Origin of the sequence: Pseudomonas sp. MH9.2 (genome assembly GCF_034353875.1) — a bacterium.
Classification (GTDB): Bacteria; Pseudomonadota; Gammaproteobacteria; order Pseudomonadales; family Pseudomonadaceae; genus Aquipseudomonas.
The window spans coordinates 4,108,163-4,129,535 of record NZ_CP133784.1 but is presented as its reverse complement, the minus strand read 5'-3'; the positions used below and the strand labels follow the sequence as shown (position 1 = coordinate 4,129,535).

18 protein-coding genes are annotated in these 21,373 nt (G+C 57.6%); 8 read left to right on the top strand and 10 right to left on the bottom strand.

Translation table 11 applies throughout. The features are described from left to right. Positions 1-23: 23 nt before the first annotated feature. The 5 genes from carA to grpE all read right to left on the bottom strand — a co-directional run bounded on the left by carA (position 24) and on the right by grpE (position 6,284). Entirely contained in the window at positions 24-1,160 is a 1,137-nt protein-coding gene (gene carA / locus RHM55_RS18990; protein ID WP_322177812.1) for a glutamine-hydrolyzing carbamoyl-phosphate synthase small subunit, read from the bottom strand. Between the two features lie 264 nt (positions 1,161-1,424). Beyond that, positions 1,425-2,228 carry a 4-hydroxy-tetrahydrodipicolinate reductase gene (gene dapB, locus RHM55_RS18985; RefSeq protein ID WP_322177811.1) on the bottom strand — a complete coding sequence of 268 codons (804 nt, stop codon included), beginning with the start codon at positions 2,226-2,228 and terminating at the stop codon, positions 1,425-1,427. Between the two features lie 24 nt (positions 2,229-2,252). Continuing rightward, positions 2,253-3,377 carry a molecular chaperone DnaJ gene (dnaJ, locus tag RHM55_RS18980; protein WP_322177810.1) on the bottom strand — a complete coding sequence of 375 codons (1,125 nt, stop codon included), beginning with the start codon at positions 3,375-3,377 and terminating at the stop codon, positions 2,253-2,255. A 325-nt stretch (positions 3,378-3,702) separates the two neighbouring features. Beyond that, complete coding sequence (gene dnaK, locus RHM55_RS18975; protein ID WP_322177809.1) at positions 3,703-5,616, bottom strand: molecular chaperone DnaK; 1,914 nt, start codon at positions 5,614-5,616, stop codon at positions 3,703-3,705. A gap of 104 nt (positions 5,617-5,720) precedes the next feature. Beyond that, entirely contained in the window at positions 5,721-6,284 is a 564-nt protein-coding gene (grpE, locus tag RHM55_RS18970; RefSeq protein WP_322177808.1) for a nucleotide exchange factor GrpE, read from the bottom strand. Between the two features lie 274 nt (positions 6,285-6,558). On the opposite strand from grpE, the gene recN reads away from it, so the two are divergent. Continuing rightward, entirely contained in the window at positions 6,559-8,232 is a 1,674-nt protein-coding gene (gene recN, locus RHM55_RS18965; RefSeq protein WP_322177807.1) for a DNA repair protein RecN, read from the top strand. Between the two features lie 129 nt (positions 8,233-8,361). Here the strand turns inward: recN and fur are convergent, their stop codons facing one another. Continuing rightward, positions 8,362-8,769 carry a ferric iron uptake transcriptional regulator gene (gene fur / locus RHM55_RS18960; protein WP_322177806.1) on the bottom strand — a complete coding sequence of 136 codons (408 nt, stop codon included), beginning with the start codon at positions 8,767-8,769 and terminating at the stop codon, positions 8,362-8,364. A gap of 98 nt (positions 8,770-8,867) precedes the next feature. Between fur and RHM55_RS18955 the strand changes: the two genes are divergently transcribed. Beyond that, positions 8,868-9,389, top strand: coding sequence for an outer membrane protein assembly factor BamE (locus RHM55_RS18955; RefSeq protein WP_322177805.1), 522 nt, complete (start codon positions 8,868-8,870; stop codon positions 9,387-9,389). 78 nt (positions 9,390-9,467) lie between these two features. On the opposite strand, the gene RHM55_RS18950 is transcribed toward RHM55_RS18955, so the two are convergent. From RHM55_RS18950 to RHM55_RS18940, 3 genes are read right to left on the bottom strand one after another with little or no spacing between them, the layout of a single operon-like run. Beyond that, the gene (locus tag RHM55_RS18950) at positions 9,468-9,788 is read right to left on the bottom strand and encodes an RnfH family protein (protein ID WP_322177804.1); all 321 of its coding nucleotides are present in this window, start codon (positions 9,786-9,788) and stop codon (positions 9,468-9,470) included. Continuing rightward, complete coding sequence (locus RHM55_RS18945; protein ID WP_322177803.1) at positions 9,781-10,215, bottom strand: type II toxin-antitoxin system RatA family toxin; 435 nt, start codon at positions 10,213-10,215, stop codon at positions 9,781-9,783. Before RHM55_RS18945 ends, RHM55_RS18950 begins: the two co-directional genes overlap by 8 nt. A 7-nt stretch (positions 10,216-10,222) precedes the next feature. Then, positions 10,223-11,626, bottom strand: coding sequence for a sodium-dependent transporter (locus tag RHM55_RS18940; RefSeq protein WP_322177802.1), 1,404 nt, complete (start codon positions 11,624-11,626; stop codon positions 10,223-10,225). A 118-nt stretch (positions 11,627-11,744) separates the two neighbouring features. On the opposite strand from RHM55_RS18940, the gene smpB reads away from it, so the two are divergent. Then, a complete protein-coding gene (gene smpB / locus RHM55_RS18935; protein ID WP_219063850.1) occupies positions 11,745-12,227 on the top strand; it encodes an SsrA-binding protein SmpB in 483 nt (160 codons plus the stop codon). A gap of 123 nt (positions 12,228-12,350) precedes the next feature. Here the strand turns inward: smpB and RHM55_RS18930 are convergent, their stop codons facing one another. Next, complete coding sequence (locus RHM55_RS18930) at positions 12,351-13,118, bottom strand: GntR family transcriptional regulator (protein WP_322177801.1); 768 nt, start codon at positions 13,116-13,118, stop codon at positions 12,351-12,353. A gap of 411 nt (positions 13,119-13,529) precedes the next feature. Here RHM55_RS18930 and RHM55_RS18925 point away from each other — a divergent pair, with 411 nt between their 5' ends. The 5 genes from RHM55_RS18925 (at position 13,530) to RHM55_RS18905 (ending at position 21,161) form a co-directional block, all read left to right on the top strand. Beyond that, positions 13,530-15,224 carry a lactate permease LctP family transporter gene (locus tag RHM55_RS18925; protein WP_322177800.1) on the top strand — a complete coding sequence of 565 codons (1,695 nt, stop codon included), beginning with the start codon at positions 13,530-13,532 and terminating at the stop codon, positions 15,222-15,224. Positions 15,225-15,374: 150 nt separating this feature from the next. Continuing rightward, positions 15,375-16,199, top strand: a complete 825-nt coding sequence (locus RHM55_RS18920) for a (Fe-S)-binding protein (RefSeq protein ID WP_219063853.1) — start codon at positions 15,375-15,377, stop codon at positions 16,197-16,199. Beyond that, positions 16,196-17,686 (top strand): LutB/LldF family L-lactate oxidation iron-sulfur protein, encoded by a 1,491-nt coding sequence (locus RHM55_RS18915; protein ID WP_322177799.1) that lies wholly within the window; start codon positions 16,196-16,198, stop codon positions 17,684-17,686. The genes RHM55_RS18920 and RHM55_RS18915 overlap by 4 nt, the downstream gene beginning before the upstream one ends. Next, positions 17,683-18,354, top strand: coding sequence for a LutC/YkgG family protein (locus RHM55_RS18910; protein WP_322177798.1), 672 nt, complete (start codon positions 17,683-17,685; stop codon positions 18,352-18,354). The genes RHM55_RS18915 and RHM55_RS18910 overlap by 4 nt, the downstream gene beginning before the upstream one ends. After that, positions 18,351-21,161, top strand: a complete 2,811-nt coding sequence (locus RHM55_RS18905) for an FAD-binding and (Fe-S)-binding domain-containing protein (protein ID WP_322177797.1) — start codon at positions 18,351-18,353, stop codon at positions 21,159-21,161. Before RHM55_RS18910 ends, RHM55_RS18905 begins: the two co-directional genes overlap by 4 nt. Positions 21,162-21,373: the final 212 nt, after the last annotated feature.

Here is a 21,373-nt window from a genome sequence, read left to right as displayed (position 1 = left end):
CGCTACATTCTCAAGGCAACCGGTCAGCGTCGCTTGGCCATGGCTTCGATAAAGCGATCGAACAGTGGCGCCACGTCGGTAGGGCCCGGGCTCGCTTCAGGGTGACCCTGGAAGCTGAACGCGCTCTTGTCGGTGCGCTCAAGGCCCTGCAAGGTGCCATCGAACAGCGACTTGTGAGTCGCCCGCATGTTGCTTGGCAGCGTAGTCTCGTCCACCGCAAAACCGTGGTTTTGGCTGGTAATCATCACGACACCGGTGTCCAGATCCTGGACCGGGTGGTTTGCACCGTGGTGACCATGCCCCATCTTCATGGTCTTGGCTCCAGAAGCAAGTGCCAGCAATTGGTGACCGAGGCAGATACCGAAGATCGGGATTTCGGTTTCCAGTATTTCCTGAATCGCCTTGATCGCGTAGTCGCACGGCTCCGGGTCGCCAGGACCGTTAGACAGGAATACACCGTCCGGCTTGAGCGCCAACACATCACTGGCAGGCGCTTGTGCAGGGACTACCGTGACACGGCAACCGCGATCAACCAGCATACGCAGGATATTCAGTTTGATGCCGTAGTCGTAAGCCACGACGTGGTACTTCAAGTCTGCGGCTGCGAAGTCCGGGTGACTGTCAGTCGCCAGGCTCCAGACACCGGAGAGCCACTCATAGCGCTCCGTGGCGCTGACGACTTTCGCCAGATCCATGCCCTTGAGGCCAGGGAAGCCACGAGCAGCGGCAATCGCCGCTTCTTCGGAAATGTTATCGCCGGCCATGACGCAGCCGTTTTGTGCGCCTTTCTCGCGCAGAATGCGGGTCAGGCGGCGGGTATCGATACCGGCGATTGCGACAACATTGTTGGCTTTCAAGTAGTCCGACAGGGACATCTTGTTGCGCCAGTTGCTCGCGACCAACGGCAAGTCGCGGATGACCAATCCTGCCGACCAGACGCGATTGGACTCGGCGTCTTCTGGCGTCGTACCGGTGTTACCGATATGTGGATACGTCAGAGTGACGATCTGTTGGGCATAGGAAGGATCGGTAAGGATTTCCTGATAGCCGGTCATTGCGGTGTTAAACACCACCTCACCAACGGTTTGACCGTCGGCTCCAATGGCTTCGCCGCGAAAAATGCTGCCATCAGCAAGGGCGAGTATGGCTGGCTTAGTCAAGAAGACCTCCCGTAAATAAAGCCTGAAAGGGCGTTCGCAGGTTGCAAAAAAGCGGAATGACGTATAGACACGTCACCCCGCTTTCTCTTCGAATTATCTGCGCGCTTTTAGTGGACACACTAAAGCTGTAGCTTACAGAAAAAGCCTTTTTTGGTCTACCGCCAATGAGCCTTAAAGACAGGGTAATGCGACAGAACGCCACCCAAAGGCTGAAAACAGAGTCAAAGCCCACGTAACTGTTGAGCTTCAACCCTGTTTAGGCGGTCAACGCAGCCCCAGCACGTCCTGCATGTCGTACAAGCCGGGTGCCTGACCGTCGAGCCACAAGGCAGCCCTGACAGCCCCCTTGGCAAAGGTCATGCGACTGGAAGCCTTGTGCGTGATCTCTACTCGCTCACCGTCCGCTGCGAACATCACGGTGTGGTCACCGACGATATCGCCCGCGCGAATCGTTGCAAAACCGATGCTTTGACGATCACGCGCCCCAGTCTGTCCTTCACGCCCATAGACTGCGACCTTTTCAAGGTCACGACCCAGCGCCTGAGCAACCACTTCCCCCATACGCAGCGCGGTGCCCGACGGTGCATCCACTTTGTGCCTGTGATGGGCTTCGATGATTTCGATATCGACGTCATCACCCAACACACGAGCGGCAGTGTCGAGCAATTTAAGGCACAGATTGACCCCGACGCTGAAGTTGGCAGCAAACACAATCGGGATGTCTTTACCCGCGGCTACCAAAAGCAGCTTCTCTTCCGCACTGAAACCCGTGGTACCGATGACCATGGCCTTGCCCGCCTTGCGGCAGAACGCCAGGTTCTTCAAGGTCACCGACGGATGAGTGAAGTCGATCAGCACGTCGAACTCATCAGCCACGTTGGCCAGATCGCCCGACAACGGAATGCCGATACGGCCCAGCGCTGCGAGCTCACCCGCATCCGCACCGACCAATGAGCTGTCCGGACGATCGACCGCAGCGGTCAAACCCGCGCCCTGCGTTTGCTGGACCGCCTCGATCAGGGTTTTACCCATGCGCCCAGCGGCGCCCATTACTGCAATACGTCGCATGCCTTGCTCCTGACCTGTTAGCCCTTACAAATCGCCAAAGAAGCGTTTCACACCTTCGAACCAACCGCTGGCCTTGGGTGAATGCGAGCTGTCGCCTTCGAGCGAAGCACGGAACTCTTCGAGCAATTCACGCTGACGACGTCCCAGATTGACCGGGGTTTCGACCGCAACACGACACATCAAGTCGCCCGCACCACCACCACGTACCGGCGCCACACCCTTGCCACGCAGACGGAACTGCTTGCCGGTCTGAGTACCTTCAGGGATTTTCAGTTTGACCCGACCATCCAGCGTCGGCACTTCCAACTCGCCACCCAGCGCGGCATCAGCAAAGCTGATCGGCACTTCGCAGTACAGGTGCTTGCCGTCGCGCTGAAAAATGGCGTGCTCGCGAACGTTGATCACAACATACAGATCGCCGGTCGGCCCGCCCTGAGTACCCGCCTCGCCTTCGCCGGAAAGACGAATGCGATCACCCGTATCGACACCTGGCGGCACTTTCACCGACAGGGTCTTGAACTCTTCGACCCGGCCTTCGCCGCGGCATGAGTCACACGGATCGGAAATGATTTTGCCGTGGCCATGGCAGCGCGGGCAGGTTTGCTGCACCGAGAAGAAACCTTGCTGCATGCGCACCTGACCGATACCGCCGCACGTCGGGCAGGTAATAGGCGCCGAGCCTTTCTTCGCGCCGGAGCCATCGCATGGCTTGCAATTGACCAGCGTCGGCACACGAATACTGACGGTCGTGCCGCGCACAGCCTCTTCGAGATTCAGCTCCAGGGTGTAACGCAAGTCACTCCCGCGCTGAGCGCCACCGCGAGCACCGCCACGGCCGCCACCAAAGAAATCACTGAACACGTCGCCGAAAATATCGGAGAAGTTCGAGCCGCCGAAACCTGCACCACCGCCACCCATGCTTGGGTCGACGCCGGCATGACCGTACTGATCGTAGGCCGCACGTTTGCTGGTGTCGGAAAGCACTTCATAGGCCTCATTGGCCTCTTTGAACATGTCTTCGGACGTTTTATCGTCTGGGTTGCGGTCCGGGTGATGCTTCATCGCGAGTCGGCGATAAGCCTTCTTCAGATCAGCCTCACTGGAGTCGCGCTCCACACCCAAAATCACGTAATAGTCACGCTTAGCCATAAGTCTTATGCACTCTTGAGGACGTCCGACAAAACCCTCCTGAGTCTTGCCAAACTCGTTGAGCCCAATACAGGCCCGGACTCAACTCACGTCGATTCAACGATTCCGGTCTTGGCTCTACGGCCAGTTCACTGACCGAGAGAAGCAGCAAAACAAGCCACATGCAGGAGCATGTCGACTTTGCCGCATCGCTTGCGGGCCGAAACCCCCAAGCTTGAAAATTCGTCTATTCCAGACACGCCAACGCGGGAGCAAGCTCCCGCGCGGCGACATCCTACCAGCCACCGCTTGAATGCAGTCAACCGGCTTGCAAGTGAGCCTGCGCTTACTTGTGGTCTTTCACTTCTTCAAACTCTGCATCAACAACGTCGTCAGGCTTTTTGGCCTCTTCAGCAGGCTTGCCAGCCGCTTCCGGCTTCTCAGCTTCGGCGTACATTTTCTGAGCGATTGGCGCGGAAACTTTGGACAGTTCCTCAACCTTGGCGTCGATGACTGTTTTGTCGTCGCCTTTGATGGCCGCTTCCAGAGCAGTCAGTGCAGCTTCGACGGCGGTTTTTTCTTCCGCAGTCACTTTTTCGCCAGCATCGCTGATCATTTTGCGTGTCGAGTGGACCAGCGCATCACCCTGGTTACGGGCAGAGGCCAGCTCTTCGAACTTGCGATCTTCTTCAGCGTTGACTTCAGCATCACGCACCATCTGCTGAATTTCTTCTTCAGACAGACCGGAGTTGGCCTTGATCACGATCGACTGCTTCTTGCCAGTCGCCTTGTCTTGAGCACCTACGTGAAGAATGCCGTTAGCATCGATGTCGAAGGTCACTTCGATTTGTGGCACGCCACGTGGAGCAGGTGGAATCTCGGCCAGGTCGAACTTGCCCAGCGACTTGTTCTGACCCGCTTGCTTACGCTCGCCCTGCAGCACGTGAATGGTTACCGCGCCCTGATTGTCATCAGCAGTCGAGAACACTTGCGATTTCTTGGTAGGAATCGTGGTGTTTTTCTCGATCAACGCGGTCATCACGCCGCCCATGGTTTCGATACCCAGGGTCAGCGGGCTAACGTCAAGCAGCAACACGTCTTTCACGTCGCCAGCCAATACTGCGCCCTGGATAGCAGCACCCATGGCAACAGCTTCGTCCGGGTTCACGTCTTTACGCGCTTCTTTACCGAAGAACTCAGTAACCAGCTTCTGTACCAGCGGCATACGTGTCTGACCGCCGACCAGAATCACGTCGTCGATTTTGCCTACGTCGATGCCCGAATCCTTGAGTGCAATACGGCAAGGCTCAATGGTGCGTTGAACCAGATCTTCAACCAGCGATTCCAGCTTGGCGCGAGAGATTTTCACGTTCAAGTGCTTAGGACCGGTCGCATCGGCAGTGATGTACGGCAGGTTAACGTCGGTCTGCAGGCTGGAGGACAGCTCGATCTTAGCTTTTTCAGCAGCTTCTTTCAGGCGCTGCATCGCCAGCGGGTCACCTTTAAGGTTCATGCCGCTTTCTTTCTTGAATTCGTCAACGAGGTAGTCGATCAGACGGATATCGAAGTCTTCACCACCCAGGAACGTATCGCCGTTGGTAGCCAGTACTTCGAACTGGTGCTCGCCATCGACTTCAGCGATTTCGATAACCGAAACGTCGAATGTACCGCCGCCCAAGTCGTAGACGATGACCGTGTGATCGCCCTTCGCTTTGTCCATACCGTAAGCCAGAGCGGCTGCGGTTGGTTCGTTGATGATGCGCTTGACGTCCAGACCCGCGATGCGACCGGCATCTTTGGTGGCTTGACGTTGGCTATCGTTGAAATAGGCTGGAACGGTGATGACCGCCTCAGTGACTGTTTCACCCAGATAGTCTTCAGCGGTCTTCTTCATCTTCTTCAGGATTTCAGCCGAAATCTGAGGAGGAGACATTTTCTGACCGTTGACTTCGACCCATGCATCGCCGTTATCAGCCTTGACGATCTTGTAAGGGACCATCTGGATATCTTTCTGCACAACTTCTTCGTCGAAGCGACGACCGATCAAACGCTTCACCGCATACAGGGTGTTGTGCGGATTGGTCACCGCCTGACGCTTGGCCGATTGGCCAACCAGAATTTCGCCGTCGTTGGCGTACGCAATGATCGAAGGCGTAGTACGAGTGCCTTCGGCGTTTTCAATAACTTTTACTTTGCCGTTTTCGAGAATAGAGACGCAGGAGTTGGTGGTCCCCAGGTCGATACCGATGATTCTGCCCATGTTAACTTTCTCCGGAAATTTTAAATTTGGATGCCGCAACTGCGTTCACACATTGCGGTAGCTCTTAAACGCATGACTTCTAAATGGGGGCCTGATGGCTGATTTCAAGCCTGCTCATCAATCGATGGTCTAACAGGCGAAACTGCCTTGCTGACCACAACCATCGCCGGGCGCAACAGGCGACCGTGGAGCTGATAGCCCTTCTGGAACACCTTCAGCACGCTGTTAGGCTCAACGTCGGCACTCTCTTGCATGGCCATCGCCTGATGATGTTCGGCATTGAAGGGTTGGCCGTGGGGATCAATCGCTTCCAACTGATAACGCTTGAGGGTGTCCTGAAACATTTTCAGCGTCAGCTCGATCCCTTCACGCATCGGACGGATACTTTCGTCGTCCGGGTTGGACAACTCCAGGCCGCGCTCAAGGCTGTCAATGATCGGCAGCAAATCACCCGCAAATTTTTCCAGTGCGAATTTGTGAGCTTTCTCGACATCCTGCTCGGCGCGACGGCGGACATTCTGCAGATCCGCAGCAACTCGCAAAGACTGATCCTGCGCAGCAGCCAATTGCTCTTCAAGCACTTGCACACGCGCTATCACGTCATCAACCGAAGCCGCACCAGCGGCCTGATCCTGAGTCTGCGTATCCAGATTCTGTTCGTCAGCCATAGATTTCTCCTTTCAATAACGTCCGCGAGCTCAACTCGCGCTTCTGTCCCGCTATATGGGGTCTTAATTTCCAGCTTCAAGTGCAACCAAAAGCACAATAACGTCCATTTTCATCAATAACCCGCCTCGCCTTAAGCCCAGGCCGCACATGAACAAATCACATAACGGACTAAAAAAAGCCGTAATTCAACCAAATCGAGCTAAGACAGGGCATTGTCAGCAGAAAGCAAAACACTGTATAAATAACCAGACAAATAGCTTGGGAGCCGCCTCTATGCTGGTGCACCTGTCAGTACATAACTACGCCATCGTCGAACATCTCGATCTCGAGCTGGACCGAGGCATGAGCGTGATCACTGGCGAAACCGGTGCCGGCAAATCAATCATGCTCGACGCTCTCGGCCTTACCCTGGGTGATCGCGCCGATAGCGGTGTGGTCCGCCCCGGTGCCGACAAGGCCGATATCCTTGCCACCTTCGACCTGACCGATATCCCCGAAGCCCGCGCCTGGCTCGCAGAGCGAGATCTGGACAACGACGGACCGTGCATCCTGCGCCGGGTTATCACCGCAGAGGGTCGCTCGCGGGCCTACATCAATGGTTCGCCCTGCCCTCAAGGTGACTTGAAAGCGCTGGGCGAATTCCTGATCGATATTCACAGCCAGCATGAACATCAGTCATTGCTCAAGACGGACACCCATCGCCGCCTGCTTGACGAATACGCGGGCGCCACCGACCTGGCACGCCAGGTACATCTGGCGGCACAGCGCTGGCGCCAGACCCGGCAAGAGCTGGAGCGACTCGCCAATTCAGGCGATGAGCAACGCTCGCGCCATCAATTGCTCAGCTATCAACTCGAAGAACTGGAAAGCCTCAGCCTTGGCGAAAACGAACTGGATCAACTGGAGCAGGAACACAAAACTCTGACCAATGCCGAAAGCCTACTGAGCATCTGCCGTCAGGTCGTAGAACAATGCAGCGAAAACGACTCGGGCAATGTCCTGAACGCACTGACCGCCAGCCTCAATCGTCTGTCTGGCATCAACAGCTCACCGACTGCCATGTGCGAAGCCGCCAGCCTGCTGTCCAGCGCGCAGATTCAGGTCGAAGAAGCAGTGGGAGAACTGAACCGCTTCCTCGATCACTTCGATGCCGACCCGGCGCGCCTGCAACAACTTGAAGAACGTCTAGATGCGATCTACACCCTGGCCCGCAAACACCGCATTCAGCCCACCGAAGTCGCCGCGCTCCAGCAAAAACTGCTGGACGAAATCGAGACATTGAATGCAAACGATGAAGCCATTGAATGCCTTGAGAATGAATTGTCCTCCTATGCTCGACATTATCAGGACAAAGCTCGCGAATTGAGTGATCTACGTCAAGGTTCAGCGCCGACTCTGGCCAGTGCTGTGGAGCAGGAAATTCAACGCTTGGGCATGCCTGGTGGGCGGTTCAGCATCGAACTGCGCCCTAATGTCAGCAAAGAATTGCTGCCCAATGGTCTGGAGCAGGTCGAATTGTTGGTAAGCGCCAACCCTGGACAACCACTGAAAGCGCTGGCCAAGGTCGCTTCAGGTGGTGAGTTGTCGCGGATCAGCCTGGCGATTCAAGTCATCACCGCACAAACCTCACGGGTGCCCACACTGGTATTCGATGAAGTCGATGTCGGGATCGGCGGGCCGACCGCAGAAATTGTCGGCCAGCTGTTGCGTCGTTTAGGCGAGCGCGGGCAAGTCATGACCGTCACGCATTTGCCGCAGGTCGCAGCGCAAGGCCACCAGCACCTGTTCGTGCACAAGGTACGTGACAGCGATGCCACTCGCACCGCCGTGTCCAAACTCAGCAAAACCGAACGCGTCGAGGAAGTCGCACGCATGCTCGGCGGCATTGATCTCACCAAAGAGTCATTGGCCCACGCGAAAAAAATGGTCCTCACCGCGAAGATTTGATCATTCAATCAAAAACCGTGGAGCAAGGCGTCGCCGGCGTCTTGTTCGCGATAGCGGCATAAAAATCAGACAACAGAAAGCACGAAGGCGACCCTGAGGTCGCCTTCGTCATTATGGCTGTCGGAAGGTTTACACCCTCTTCTTGCGCACGTAGAGCACCAAGTTGTGGTCCACCAACTCGTAGCCGTGCTTCTCCACAATCGCTTTCTGAAGCTTCTCGATTTCTTCTTCGAAGAACTCGATCACCTCACCGGATTCCACGTTGACCATATGGTCGTGGTGGCCGCCGTCGGCCAGCTCGAAAACTGCGTGACCTCCGTCGAAATTGTGGCGAACCACCAGCCCGGCAGCTTCAAACTGAGTCAGTACACGGTAAACCGTGGCCAGACCCACATCCTCGTTCGCGTCCATGAGTGCCTTGTAAACATCCTCGGCACTCATGTGACGCTGCTCAGCAGAATCGAGCATCTGTAGAATTTTGACCCGAGGCAGGGTCACTTTTAGTCCGACTTTACGCAGTTCGCTATTTTCAACCATGGTCAGCTTTCTCGCGGATGCTGCTTCGCAGCTTCTCTTAATGCGGGTATGATCGGGGTTTACGTTGTCCCAGCCAAGATAGTGGAAGTCGCCCACCGATGCAAAACACCAAGCACCTGCTAACCAGTTTCACCTTTGTGGGACTGCTCGCACTCGCCGGTTGTTCATTCCCCGGGGTTTACAAAATCGACATCCAGCAGGGCAATGTCGTCACGCAGGATATGATAAACCAGTTACGCCCCGGAATGACCCGTCGGCAAGTACGGTTTATCATGGGTAACCCTCTGCTGACCGATACGTTTCATGCCGATCGCTGGGATTACTTGTATAGCCTGCAACCTGGGGGCGGTGAACGCCAACAAGAACGCATGACCATTGTCTTTAATAGCAATGATCAGCTCGTCAGCCTTTCCGGTGACTTCATGCCTGGCGTGAGTCGCGACGAGGCCATTCTTGGTAAGAATAGCGGTACTTCCGCTACTCCCGCTCAGGGTGAACAGCCTAAAGCCGAAGAGGCGCCTAAACCTGGCTCATTGCTCAAGCAGATCCAGGATGACGTGGACAAGAGCGAATCCGCTCCAGTACCCACTCAGGAACCTCTGGAACCATCGCCGCGGTAGTTGTGAAAAGCAGCCACCAGCGTCTTCAAAAAAACCCGGCATGCCGGGTTTTTTTGCGTCTCTGGGTTCAAAAAAAGATTACTGCGAATCGTTTTTCATCCTGGACTGGGCAGCCTTAGCCGCACGCAACCGGCGAACCTCTTTTGGATCAGCCAACAACGGACGATAAATTTCTATTCGATCACCCGCCACCAGCACTCGGGTTTCGGCGTCGCTCAGCACGTTGCCGAAAATACCTACGGAACAATGCGCAAGATCCAACTCAGGAAAATGCTGGCTGATCCCGGAAGCCTGCAGCGCGTCGCGCACCGTCGAATCCGATGCCACGCCAACGCTAAGCAGCACCTGGCGATCTATCCCAGCGTAAACCACTTCGATTTCAATCAGCGGCTTAACCATGCAGCTGTTTTGCCCGCTGGCAAAAAGCGTCGACCAGGGTGTTGGCCGCCTGATTGAACAGCGGCCCTAACGTTGCGCGCACGATGGGGCCGGCGTAATCGAACGACAGGTCCAGGCTGATCTTGCAGGCCTTTTCTCCCAACGGCTTGAACACCCAAACCCCGTGTAACTGGTTGAATGGCCCTTCTTCAAGATTCATCTCGATCGACTGCCCTGGCACCAGCGTGTTTCGCGTCACGAAATGCTGCTTAAGACCGCCCTTGGCTATTTCGACCCGAGCGCGCATGTGCCCCTCACCGGCGTCCAATATCACAGCCGATGAGCACCACGGCAAAAATTCCGAGTAGTGCGCTACGTCATTTACCAAGTCATAAAGTGCCTGGGCCGGGTAAGGCAACAGGGCAGAGCGTTGAATATGGGTAGTCATGTCAGCGTCACTTCCAAAGCTGAGCGGCAAACACAACAAGAATGCCGAACGGCGCCACATAGCGCATCAAAAAGAACGTCAAAGCGAAAAGCACCGGGCTGCGCATCGACAACTCATCACGCACCGCCTCACGGCCCATCACCCAACCTGCAAAAACCACAAAACAGAAACCACCGAGCGGCAACATGATCCGCGAGGTGAAAAAATCGATAACCCCAAAGAAGTTCAGCCCCCCCACGGCGCCCCATTGGTAGAGGTGAAACACACCGGCATCGTTCACGAAAAACTTGGCCTGTTCCCAGATATTGAACGAAAACACCGTGCCCAAACCCACGAACCAGCAGATAAACGCCAGCCAGAATGTCACCCAGCCGCGGCGAATCTTAGTCCGTTCGATCAGATAAGCCACCATCGGCTCAAGCAAAGAAATAGCCGAACTCCAAGCCGCAACCGCTACCAACACGAAGAAGACTACGCCCATCAGCTGGCCGAACGCCACGTTGCCAAACGCAAATGGCAAGGTCACGAACATCAGGCCCGGACCTTCGCTGGGGTTCAGGCCTGCCGCAAACACAATCGGAAACAACGCCAGGCCTGCCAACAACGAAACAAACGTATCGAGCAACGCCACACCGACGATGGTCCCGGAGATCGATGAATTCTTTGGCATATACGCGCCGTAAATCATGATCGACCCTACGCCCACGCTCAGCGAAAAGAAGGCATGCCCCATCGCGGGCAGCAAGCCATCAAGCAGCTTCGACGCGTCGAAGTCGAACATGAAATGCACGCCCTCCATGAAGTGTCCGGTCGTCAGGCTATAACCCAACAAGATCACCATCAGGATAAAGAGCAACGGCATCATGATCCGCAGGCTGCGCTCAAGCCCTGCAACCACGCCTTTGGCGATCACCACCGCAGAAAGCAGCATGAACACCGTGTGCCACAAGGTCAGCCGCCAAGGGTCGGCGATGACCTTGCCGAAGTAAGCCCCCACTTGATCGGACGCAACACCCTGGAAATCGCCACGCCCCATATCAATGATGTAATCCAGCGACCAGCCACCCACCACGCTATAGAAGGACAGGATCAGCAACGCCGTGATCATTCCGGCGAATGCCCCCCAGGACCAACGCGTCGAATGCCCCGCCTCGAGCGCCAACACCTTCAAGGCGTTGGCCGGACTTTGCCGGGCGCGTCGGCCAATCAGCGTTTCGGCGAGCATCACCGGCACACCGATCAAGGCAATACAGGCCAGGAACACCAACACGAAAGCGCCGCCGCCATAGACGCCGACCATGTAGGGAAACTTCCATATGCTGCCGAGACCCACCGCAGAACCGGTCGCTGCGAGAATGAACACCCAGCGACTCGCCCAGCCGCCGTGGACAGAAACCTTGTCCGTCGACATCGTTAACACGCTCAACCGTTGAAAAAAGAGGCCGCATTGTCCGGGATTCAATCAAGCTGCTCAAGCACGCAGCTTCACCGTAGCCGACAGCGCGTTGTCTCCCTATAATGCGTCCCCTATGGCTAAGCTCAAGAAACACCCCACAGGGACCATCGCGCAAAATAAAAAGGCGCGTCACGATTACTTCATCGAACATAAGTTCGAGGCCGGTCTGGTCCTGGCTGGCTGGGAAGTAAAGAGTATGCGTGCTAGCAAGGTGCAGCTGGTTGACAGCTATGTGCTGCTCAAGGATGGCGAGGCCTGGCTCATGGGCTGCCATATCACGCCGCTCGCGGCCGCCAGCACGCACGTCATCGCTGACCCTACACGTACCCGAAAACTGCTGCTCAACCAGCGCGAGCTAGAAAAGCTCAACACTGCGGTTCAGCAGAAAGGCTATGCCTGCGTGGCCCTTTCCATTTACTGGAAAGCGCACTTGATCAAGTGTGAAATCGCACTGGGCAAAGGCAAGAAGGAATACGACAAGCGCCACACCGAGCGGGAACGCGACTCTGATCGCGAGCTGCAACGTGCGGTTCGTACCAAGGGCAAGGACGACTGACAGCTCGCATGTGCGAGTTGCCTGTCGCACTGCGGCGCTTCATGTGCGAGTAAATTCGCTCTCACGGAGGATACGTAATCTCTGTGAGAGTGAATGTGTTCGCGAAATAGTCCGGGCCGGCCCTCATATCCCGTTACGCCTCTCTGCCCGCGCCGTGCGCTGCACTTGCTGCCGCACCTCTTCCAGCACCTCCTGCACATAGAGCAGATGGCGGCTGGCAACTTCGCGCGCACCTTCCGCACGGCCTTCGATAATCGCCAGATACAGCTCACGGTGCTGACTGATCAGCATGTCGCGAGTCTCTGTGCGTTGCTTGTACATGCCACCGATGTTGGTCACGACATTACGCTTGAGCAGATCGAACAGCCCCCGGATCGTGTGCAGCAGCACCGCGTTATGGCTCGCTTCAGCGATGGCCAGATGGAAGCTCGCATCGGCAGCGCCCTCCTCGGCCCGACTCACTTCGCCGACCCGCGAATAACAGTCCTGCAATAAATCAAAGGCCGCCCGCAGCCGCTCACGGTCGACATCCGTCGCACGCAAGGCTGCGTAATACGCGCACGAGGCCTCCAGCGTATGGCGAAATTCAAGCAGATCACGCTGAGCATCCGGATTGCTTTCCAGCAAATGCAGCAACGGATCGCTGAATGTCGACCCCAGATTCTCGACCACGTAATTGCCGCCGCCCTGGCGGCTGATCAACAAGCCTTTGGCCGTGAGCTTCTGAATCGCTTCACGCAAGGAGGGGCGCGAGACACCAAACTGTTCTGCCAACGCACGCTCGGCAGGCAAGCGCTCTCCAGACTTCAATGTGCCTTCGAGAATCATCCCTTCCAGTTGCTCGACAATATCGTCAGACAAACGGCGCTGACGCACCTGATCAAACCCCATAACTCACTCCACCTCCCCGATCATCTGTCGGGACCGCCTATTCTCGCCGATTGCCGCCGCGCCGACACCCTTCAGGTTCAGTTGCAAATGCCACATCAATGCAATTTTTTTCGCAAATCGACGAAAGTATTAGAAGGGCAAATTGACACACCAATAGCTAGGCTTTTAACCTAGCGTCCAGACATTGTAAATTGGTATTACCAATTATCCAATGCCGGCGTTCAGTGGCCACCATCCACGACGCCGCAAGACCTCTCGTCATAGCGAAAGGCTTGAGCTGGTGAGCTGTGCGACTTGTTCGTCAGCCTCGATTCGACGACCACGGTGTAGCGTGCTGGCCGTCGACAACGAGCTGCGATCTTGCGATACGGAACATCGGGCCTGACCAACAACAATTAGGGGCCACCCCATATGCAAACCTGGCAACAGTTCTATACCCCACTCGGCAGCCTTGGCTTCTCCGCTATCGCCGCAGTTATTCCCATCGTGTTTTTCTTCATGGCCTTGGCCGTGTTCCGGCTAAAGGGCCATGTTGCAGGCACCATTACACTGCTGTTATCGGTATTGATAGCGATCTTCGCCTTCAAAATGCCTGCTGATATGGCCGTTGCGGCCGCCGGATACGGGTTCGCCTATGGCGTCTGGCCGATTGCCTGGATCATCATCGCAGCGGTATTCCTCTACAAACTGACGGTTAAAAGCGGTCAGTTCGAGATTATCCGCAGCTCGGTCCTGACCATCACCGACGACCCGCGCCTGCAAGTGCTGCTGATCGCCTTCTGCTTTGGCGCCTTCCTTGAAGGTGCGGCAGGTTTCGGTGCGCCAGTGGCGATTACTGCAGCATTGCTGGTGGGCCTGGGCTTCAACCCGCTCTATGCCGCCGGGTTGTGCCTGATTGCCAACACGGCCCCGGTCGCTTTCGGCGCATTGGGTATTCCGATCATCGTGGCGGGCCAGGTTTCAGGTATCGACGCGTTCAAGATCGGCGCCATGGCCGGCCGTCAATTGCCGTTGCTGTCGCTGTTCGTACCGTTCTGGCTGGTGTTCATGATGGACGGCATGCGTGGCGTCAAGGAAACCTGGCCAGCCGCTCTGGTTGCGGGCTTTACCTTCGCCCTCAGCCAGTTCCTTACCTCGAACTTCATCGGCCCGGAACTGCCGGACATCACCTCGGCGCTGCTCAGTCTGATTGCCCTGACCCTGTTCCTCAAAGTCTGGCAGCCTAAACGTACCGCTGGCGCGCAAATGGCCGGTGCTACCCCGACGGGCCCAGTCGTCGCCAGCGCTGGCGGCTTCGGTCTGCCACGCACGTCGACCAAGTCTGAATACACCTTGGGCCAGATTTTCAAAGCGTGGTCACCCTTCCTGATTCTGACCGTCATCGTCACCATCTGGACGCTTAAACCGTTCAAGGCAATGTTCGCCGCCGGTGGTGCGATGCAGGCATGGACCATGAACTTTGCCATCCCGCATCTGGACCAACTGGTGTTCAAGGTCGCGCCTATCGTCGCCAACCAGACCGCCATGCCAGCCGTGTTTAAGTTCGACCTGATCGCTGCCTCCGGCTCCGCGATTCTGATCTCCGCATTGCTGTCGATGCTGGTGTTGCGAATCGGGGTCAAAACCGGTCTGACCACTTTCAAAGAAACCCTGTTTGAACTGCGCTGGGCCATCGTGTCCATTGGCATGGTGTTGGCGTTCGCCTTCGTGATGAACTTCTCCGGCATGTCCACCACGCTGGCACTGGTTCTGGCATCCACGGGCGCTGCGTTCCCGTTCTTCTCGCCGTTCCTTGGCTGGCTGGGCGTGTTCCTGACAGGTTCCGATACCTCCTCCAACGCGCTGTTTGGCTCATTGCAGGCAACGACCGCGCACCAGGTCGGTGTTAGCGATGTGCTGATGGTGGCCGCGAACTCCACCGGTGGCGTGACCGGCAAAATGATTTCACCGCAGTCGATTGCGGTTGCCTGCGCCGCCACTGGCCTGGTGGGTAAAGAATCCGACCTGTTCCGCTTCACCCTCAAACACAGTCTGTTCTTTGCCACCATCGTCGGCTGCATCACCCTGGCTCAGGCTTATTGGTTCACCGGCATGCTGGTTCACTAACAGCATCCACACCCGCAACGACCTGGCGCCGGGCTAACCCCCGGCGTCAACCATTCATGACCGGGTCTGCAAAGCGGCTGAAAGCTTCGACGATGCATCTTTCGACCGCGGCGCTGGACGGATAACCGGGACCACCCGGAGAAACGCCTGATGAGCGAGCTCTATTACAACGCCGTACCTAATGCGACCCGCGTCGCACCGCCACAGGCCGAACCACGGCACTACCCTGACGTAAAACCTGAGCGGGTCTACCTGTTCGGTACCTGCGTGGTCGACCTGTTTTACCCGGAAGCCGGCATGGACGCGATTCACCTGCTCGAACGCGAAGGCATTCGGGTCGAATTCCCCCAGGGGCAAAGCTGCTGCGGGCAACCTGCTTACACCTCCGGTTACACCGATCAGGCGCGTGAAGTCGCGCGGGCGCAACTGGCATTGTTCTCGGGTGATTACCCGGTGGTCGTACCTTCCGGCTCATGCGCCGGGATGCTGCGCGAGCACTACCCGGACTTGTTCAAGGACGAGCCGGAAACCTTGAAGCAGGTCCATGCTCTGGCCGCCCGCACCTATGAACTGGCGGAGTTTCTGCTGTTCGTGTGCAAAGTGAAGCTCCAGGACAGTGGCGCACCGATCAAGGTGGCGCTGCATACGTCCTGCTCGGCACGCCGGGAAATGAACACGCACTTGCACGTCCGGGAACTGTTGTCGCAAATGAGCAACGTCGAGCGGGTAGACCACAGCCACGAAAGTGAATGCTGTGGTTTTGGCGGGACGTTCAGCGTGCGCATGCCGGATATTTCCGGGGCCATGGTCGCGGACAAGACACGCGCGTTAAAAGAGTCGGGCGCGCATCAGGTAGTGACCGCCGACTGCGGCTGCTTGATGAACATCAACGGCTCGCTGGAGAAACAACGGGAATCGCTGCGCGGCCAACACGTGGCCAGTTTCCTGTGGCAACGCACCGGAGGTGGACAATGAGCACGCAAACACTGATCCCCACCGTTGAGGTACACGAAGACTTCCGCGCCCGGGCCCATAAAGCCTTGGGCGACAGCCAACTGCGCAACAACTTCCGTACCGCCATGGACTCGCTGATGACCAAGCGCGCGGCCGCGTTCAGCGATGCTGACGAACGTGAACGTCTGCGCACCCTGGGCAATGCGATTCGGGCGCGCGCCCTGTCCAAGCTGCCCGATTTGCTTGAGCAGTTGGAACGAAACCTGACCCGTAATGGCGTGAAGGTGCATTGGGCGGAAACGGTAGAAGAAGCCAATGACATTGTCCTCTCGATCGTGGAGGCTCATGAAGCCCGGCAAGTGATCAAGGGCAAGTCGATGGTCAGCGAAGAAATGGAAATGAATGATTTCCTCGCCGCCCGTAGCGTTGAATGCCTGGAATCGGACATGGGCGAATACATCGTCCAGCTCGACCACGAGAAACCGTCGCACATCATCATGCCGGCGATTCACAAAAACGCCGTCCAGGTGGGCACCTTGTTCCACGAAAAACTGGGCGTGGACTACACCAAAGACGTCGACAAACTGATCCAGATCGGTCGCAAAGTGCTGCGCCAAAAATTCTTCGAAGCCGACATCGGCGTCTCCGGTGTCAACTTCGCCGTGGCTGAAACCGGCACCCTGTTGCTGGTCGAAAACGAAGGCAACGGCCGCATGTGCACCACGGTTCCGCCGGTGCATATCGCCGTGACCGGCATCGAAAAGGTCGTCGAGAACCTGCGTGACACCGTCCCACTGCTGTCGCTGTTGACCCGCTCGGCGCTGGGCATCCCCATCACCACGTACGTCAACATGATCTCCGGCCCACGCAAGGCCGATGAACTGGATGGCCCGCAAGAAGTGCACCTGGTGCTGCTCGATAACGGTCGCAGCCAGGCGTTCGCCGACAGTGAACTGCGTCAGACCCTGAACTGCATCCGCTGCGGCGCCTGCATGAACCACTGCCCGGTCTATACCCGCATTGGCGGCCATGCCTATGGCGAGGTGTACCCAGGCCCTATCGGTAAAATCATCACCCCGCACATGGTCGGCCTGAACAAAGTCCCGGACCACCCCAGCGCGTCGTCGTTGTGCGGCGCCTGTGGCGAAGTCTGCCCGGTGAAGATTCCGATCCCGGCCCTGTTGCGTCGCCTGCGCGAAGAAAACGTCAAATCGCCGGACGCGCCGAATAAAGTCATGCGCGGCCAGGGCAGTAAATACTCACGCACAGAACGCTTTATCTGGAATGCCTGGTCGCGGCTCAACAGCTCGCCGGCGCTGTACCGCGTGTTCGGCTTGTTCGCGACCCGCCTGCGCAATTTGACCCCAAGCAGCATCGGCCCGTGGACGCAGAATCACAGCGCACCGAAACCGGCAGCACGCTCGCTGCATGAGCTGGCCCGTGAACATTTGGCCAAGCAGTCGACAGAGAATCAGTCGATAGAGAAGCAACCGGGAGCCAAGCGATGAGCGCCAAACAAAATATCCTCAACAAACTGCGCCACAGCCTGACCGGCGCCACGCCGATTGCCGACAACTTTGACGAAGAGCTGGTGACCACCCCGTGGAGTTACGCGCCCGAACAACGGCTCGCGCAGTTGCGCAAACTGATGGAAGCCGTGCACACCGAAATCCATCTCAGCACCGAACAGGGCTGGCCGGAGCTGCTCGGACAATTGGTGCATGACCGCCAATTGCCGAGCCTGTTGATCGCCCCGAGCACGCCCCACGGTCGACGCGTCAGCGAACATTGGACCGTGCACCCTGAGTTACCGCCGCTCAAGGCCTATGACCGCCCGGTAGAGGCGTGGAAAACCGAACTGTTCGACGACACCCCTGCCAGTTTTACCACCACCCTGGGTGCCATTGCTGCCACCGGCAGCCTGATTCTATGGCCTACCCGCGAAGAACCGCGCCTGATGAGTCTGGTGCCGCCCGTGCACTTCGCCCTGCTCAAGGCCAGCGACATCTACGACAACTTTTATCAGGTTCAGCAAAAGCAGAACTGGGCAGCCGGCATGCCGACCAACGCACTGCTGGTGTCCGGCCCATCAAAAACCGCTGACATTGAACAGATCCTGGCTTACGGCGCCCACGGCCCGAAAGATCTGGTGGTACTGATTCTGGAGGATGCATGAGCCTGCCCGCTGTATTCCTGCGCGAAGCCGAGCGCCTGATCCCCAAGAACAGACGCTTCGACGACCCGCTTTCAACCCTGGCCTTCGGCACTGATGCAAGCTTCTACCGGCTGATCCCGAAACTGGTGATCCGCGTCGAATCCGAAGACGAAGTGGTCGCGCTGCTCAAGCTGGCTCAAGCTGAAAGCGTGCCGGTGACGTTTCGGGCTGCGGGCACCAGCTTGTCCGGCCAGGCCATCAGCGATTCAGTGCTGATCGTACTCGGCGACAATTGGAACGGCAGAGAGATTCGCGGTCAGGGCACGCAGATCCGCCTGCAACCGGGGGTCATTGGTGCTCAGGCGAATGCCTGGCTGGCACCGTTCGGGCGCAAAATCGGTCCGGACCCGGCATCGATCAACGCCTGCAAAATCGGTGGCATCGTCGCCAACAATTCCAGCGGCATGTGCTGTGGCACCGCGCAGAACACCTATCACACCCTCGCCGGGATTCGACTGGTATTGGCTGACGGCACCCGCCTGGACACCGAAGATTCCGCCAGCGTCGCCGCGTTTCGCGACAGCCACGCCGACCTGCTGGAACAACTGGCCCGACTCGGCCGCGAGACACGTGCCAACAGCACGCTGGCCGCAAAGATTCGCCACAAATACCGCCTGAAAAACACCACCGGCCTGTCACTCAATGCACTGGTGGATTTCGATGAGCCACTGGATATCCTCAGCCACTTGCTGGTCGGCTCCGAAGGCACCCTCGGTTTTATCAGCGCGGTCACATACGACACCGTCATCGACCACCCGTACAAAGCATCGGCGCTGATCGTGTTCCCCGATGTGGAAACCTGCTGCACCGCCGTCACCGTTTTGAAAAGCCAACCGGTGGCCGCAGTCGAACTGCTGGACCGGCGCAGCATGCGGTCGGTGCAGGACAAACCAGGCATGCCTGCCTTCGTCCGCGAATTATCGGAAAACGCCTGCGCCCTGCTGATCGAATCCCGCGCCGCCTCCCAGGCATTGCTGCATGAGCAGCTCGCGCAGATCATGGCCTCGCTGGCCTCATTCCCGGTGGAGAAGCAGGTCGACTTTACCGAAGACCCCGTGGAAAACGCCCGTCTCTGGGCGATTCGCAAAGACACCTTCCCCGCCGTTGGCGCCGTGCGTAAAACCGGTACCACGGTGATCATCGAGGACGTTACATTCCCGGTCGAACAACTGGCGATTGGCGTGCGTCGACTGATCGCGCTGTTCGACAAACATCACTACGACGAAGCGATCCTGTTCGGCCACGCGCTGGAAGGCAACCTGCACTTTGTGTTCACTCAGGGGTTCGACAGCCCTTCACAAGTCGCCCGTTATCAAGCGTTCATGGACGACGTCACGCAACTGGTGGCCGTAGAGTTCGGCGGTTCATTGAAAGCAGAACACGGCACCGGACGCAATATGGCGCCCTTTGTCGAGCTGGAATGGGGCAGCGATGCCTACCAACTGATGTGGCAGCTCAAACGGCTGCTTGATCCCAACGGCATCCTTAACCCGGACGTGGTGCTCAGCACCGATCCGCAGATCCATTTGAAACACCTCAAGCCACTGCCCGCCGCCGACGAGATCGTCGACAAATGCATAGAGTGCGGGTTTTGCGAGCCGGTCTGTCCGTCCAAAGGGCTGACGCTGAGCCCACGACAACGCATCGTGATCTGGCGCGATATCCAGGCGAAAAAACGCGCGGGCATCGACACCACTGATCTGGAGCGCGACTACCACTATCAAGGCATCGACACCTGTGCCGCGACAGGGCTGTGTGCGCAACGTTGCCCGGTCGGGATCAATACCGGCGAGTTGGTGAAAAAGCTGCGCAGCCGCGAAGCAACCCATGGCAAAACTGCGGACTGGCTGGCCCATAATTTCAAGACCGCGCTGCAAGGTGCGCGCTTCACGCTGCACGTGGCCAACGGTGCGCGGATGCTCTTGGGCGCGCCACGCCTGGCAAAAATCTCCGCAGCGCTGAGCAAGGCGTCGTCAGGTCGCGTGCCGCAGTGGACCGCCGCCATGCCGCAGCCGGAGCGGGCCATTCGTTTCAGCCCACCGATCGATGATCAGCGCCCGCGCGTGGTGTACCTGGCAGCGTGTGTATCACGCGTCATGGGCCCCGCTGCGAGCGACCGCGAACAGATGTCGCTGCTGGACAAAACCCGCGGGCTGCTGGAGAAGGCCGGGTATCAGGTGGTCTTCCCCGACAATCAGGACAGCCTGTGCTGCGGGCAACCCTTTGCCTCAAAAGGCTACAACGATCAAGCCGAGGACAAACGCCAGGAACTGCTCGCGGCCTTGATCAAGGCCAGTCGCGGCGGTCTCGACCCGATCTATTGCGACACCAGCCCATGCACCCTGCGCCTGGTTCAGGACCTGAAAGACACGCGCCTGGACCTGTACGACCCGGTGCGTTTCATCCGCACTCACCTGTTGGACAAGCTGCACTTCACCCCCCAGCAGGAAGCCATCGCGGTGCATGTCACCTGCAGCACCCAACACTTGGGCGAGAGCCAGGCCTTGATCGAACTGGCGCGCCTGTGCAGCCAGAATGTGGTGATACCCGAAGGCATCCACTGCTGCGGTTTTGCCGGTGACAAGGGCTTCACTACGCCGGAACTGAATGCGCATTCATTGCGCACCCTGAAAGATGCGGTGCAGTACTGCAACGAAGGTATTTCCACCAGCCGGACCTGTGAAATCGGCCTGTCGCAACACGGCGGTATCGATTACCACGGACTGGTTTATCTGGTGGATCGAGTGACTCAAGCCAAGTCGGCGTAAAACCTCCCTGACGGGGCCCACACGCCCCGTCAGGACGCCAGACGTCGCAAGAATGGCTTTTTCACAGACAACTCAAGAAAAAATAGAACCCCGGCGTTACGCCAGAGTCAATCTATTCAAGCCCTCTCCAGAAGTGAACCGGGCTTACCACAGCGCTCGGGCCATCGGCCTCATAGACCGTCCATCCCGAGTCCACAGGCTAAGGAGACACA

What these genes read in the sequence shown, in the direction of transcription:
- RHM55_RS18920 (WP_219063853.1), top strand. Translation starts at nt 15,375, where the DNA reads ATGAGCGAGCTCTATTACAACGCCGTACCTAATGCGACCCGCGTCGCA.
- RHM55_RS18910 (WP_322177798.1), top strand. Translation starts at nt 17,683, where the DNA reads ATGAGCGCCAAACAAAATATCCTCAACAAACTGCGCCACAGCCTGACC.
- dnaJ (WP_322177810.1), bottom strand. Translation starts at nt 3,377, where the DNA reads ATGGCTAAGCGTGACTATTACGTGATTTTGGGTGTGGAGCGCGACTCC.
- RHM55_RS18930 (WP_322177801.1), bottom strand. Translation starts at nt 13,118, where the DNA reads ATGGGGTTTGATCAGGTGCGTCAGCGCCGTTTGTCTGACGATATTGTC.
- RHM55_RS18950 (WP_322177804.1), bottom strand. Translation starts at nt 9,788, where the DNA reads ATGGTTAAGCCGCTGATTGAAATCGAAGTGGTTTACGCTGGGATAGAT.
- RHM55_RS18955 (WP_322177805.1), top strand. Translation starts at nt 8,868, where the DNA reads ATGCAAAACACCAAGCACCTGCTAACCAGTTTCACCTTTGTGGGACTG.
- RHM55_RS18940 (WP_322177802.1), bottom strand. Translation starts at nt 11,626, where the DNA reads ATGTCGACGGACAAGGTTTCTGTCCACGGCGGCTGGGCGAGTCGCTGG.
- RHM55_RS18945 (WP_322177803.1), bottom strand. Translation starts at nt 10,215, where the DNA reads ATGACTACCCATATTCAACGCTCTGCCCTGTTGCCTTACCCGGCCCAG.
- RHM55_RS18905 (WP_322177797.1), top strand. Translation starts at nt 18,351, where the DNA reads ATGAGCCTGCCCGCTGTATTCCTGCGCGAAGCCGAGCGCCTGATCCCC.
- smpB (WP_219063850.1), top strand. Translation starts at nt 11,745, where the DNA reads ATGGCTAAGCTCAAGAAACACCCCACAGGGACCATCGCGCAAAATAAA.
- RHM55_RS18925 (WP_322177800.1), top strand. Translation starts at nt 13,530, where the DNA reads ATGCAAACCTGGCAACAGTTCTATACCCCACTCGGCAGCCTTGGCTTC.
- fur (WP_322177806.1), bottom strand. Translation starts at nt 8,769, where the DNA reads ATGGTTGAAAATAGCGAACTGCGTAAAGTCGGACTAAAAGTGACCCTG.
- recN (WP_322177807.1), top strand. Translation starts at nt 6,559, where the DNA reads ATGCTGGTGCACCTGTCAGTACATAACTACGCCATCGTCGAACATCTC.
- RHM55_RS18915 (WP_322177799.1), top strand. Translation starts at nt 16,196, where the DNA reads ATGAGCACGCAAACACTGATCCCCACCGTTGAGGTACACGAAGACTTC.
- dnaK (WP_322177809.1), bottom strand. Translation starts at nt 5,616, where the DNA reads ATGGGCAGAATCATCGGTATCGACCTGGGGACCACCAACTCCTGCGTC.
- dapB (WP_322177811.1), bottom strand. Translation starts at nt 2,228, where the DNA reads ATGCGACGTATTGCAGTAATGGGCGCCGCTGGGCGCATGGGTAAAACC.
- grpE (WP_322177808.1), bottom strand. Translation starts at nt 6,284, where the DNA reads ATGGCTGACGAACAGAATCTGGATACGCAGACTCAGGATCAGGCCGCT.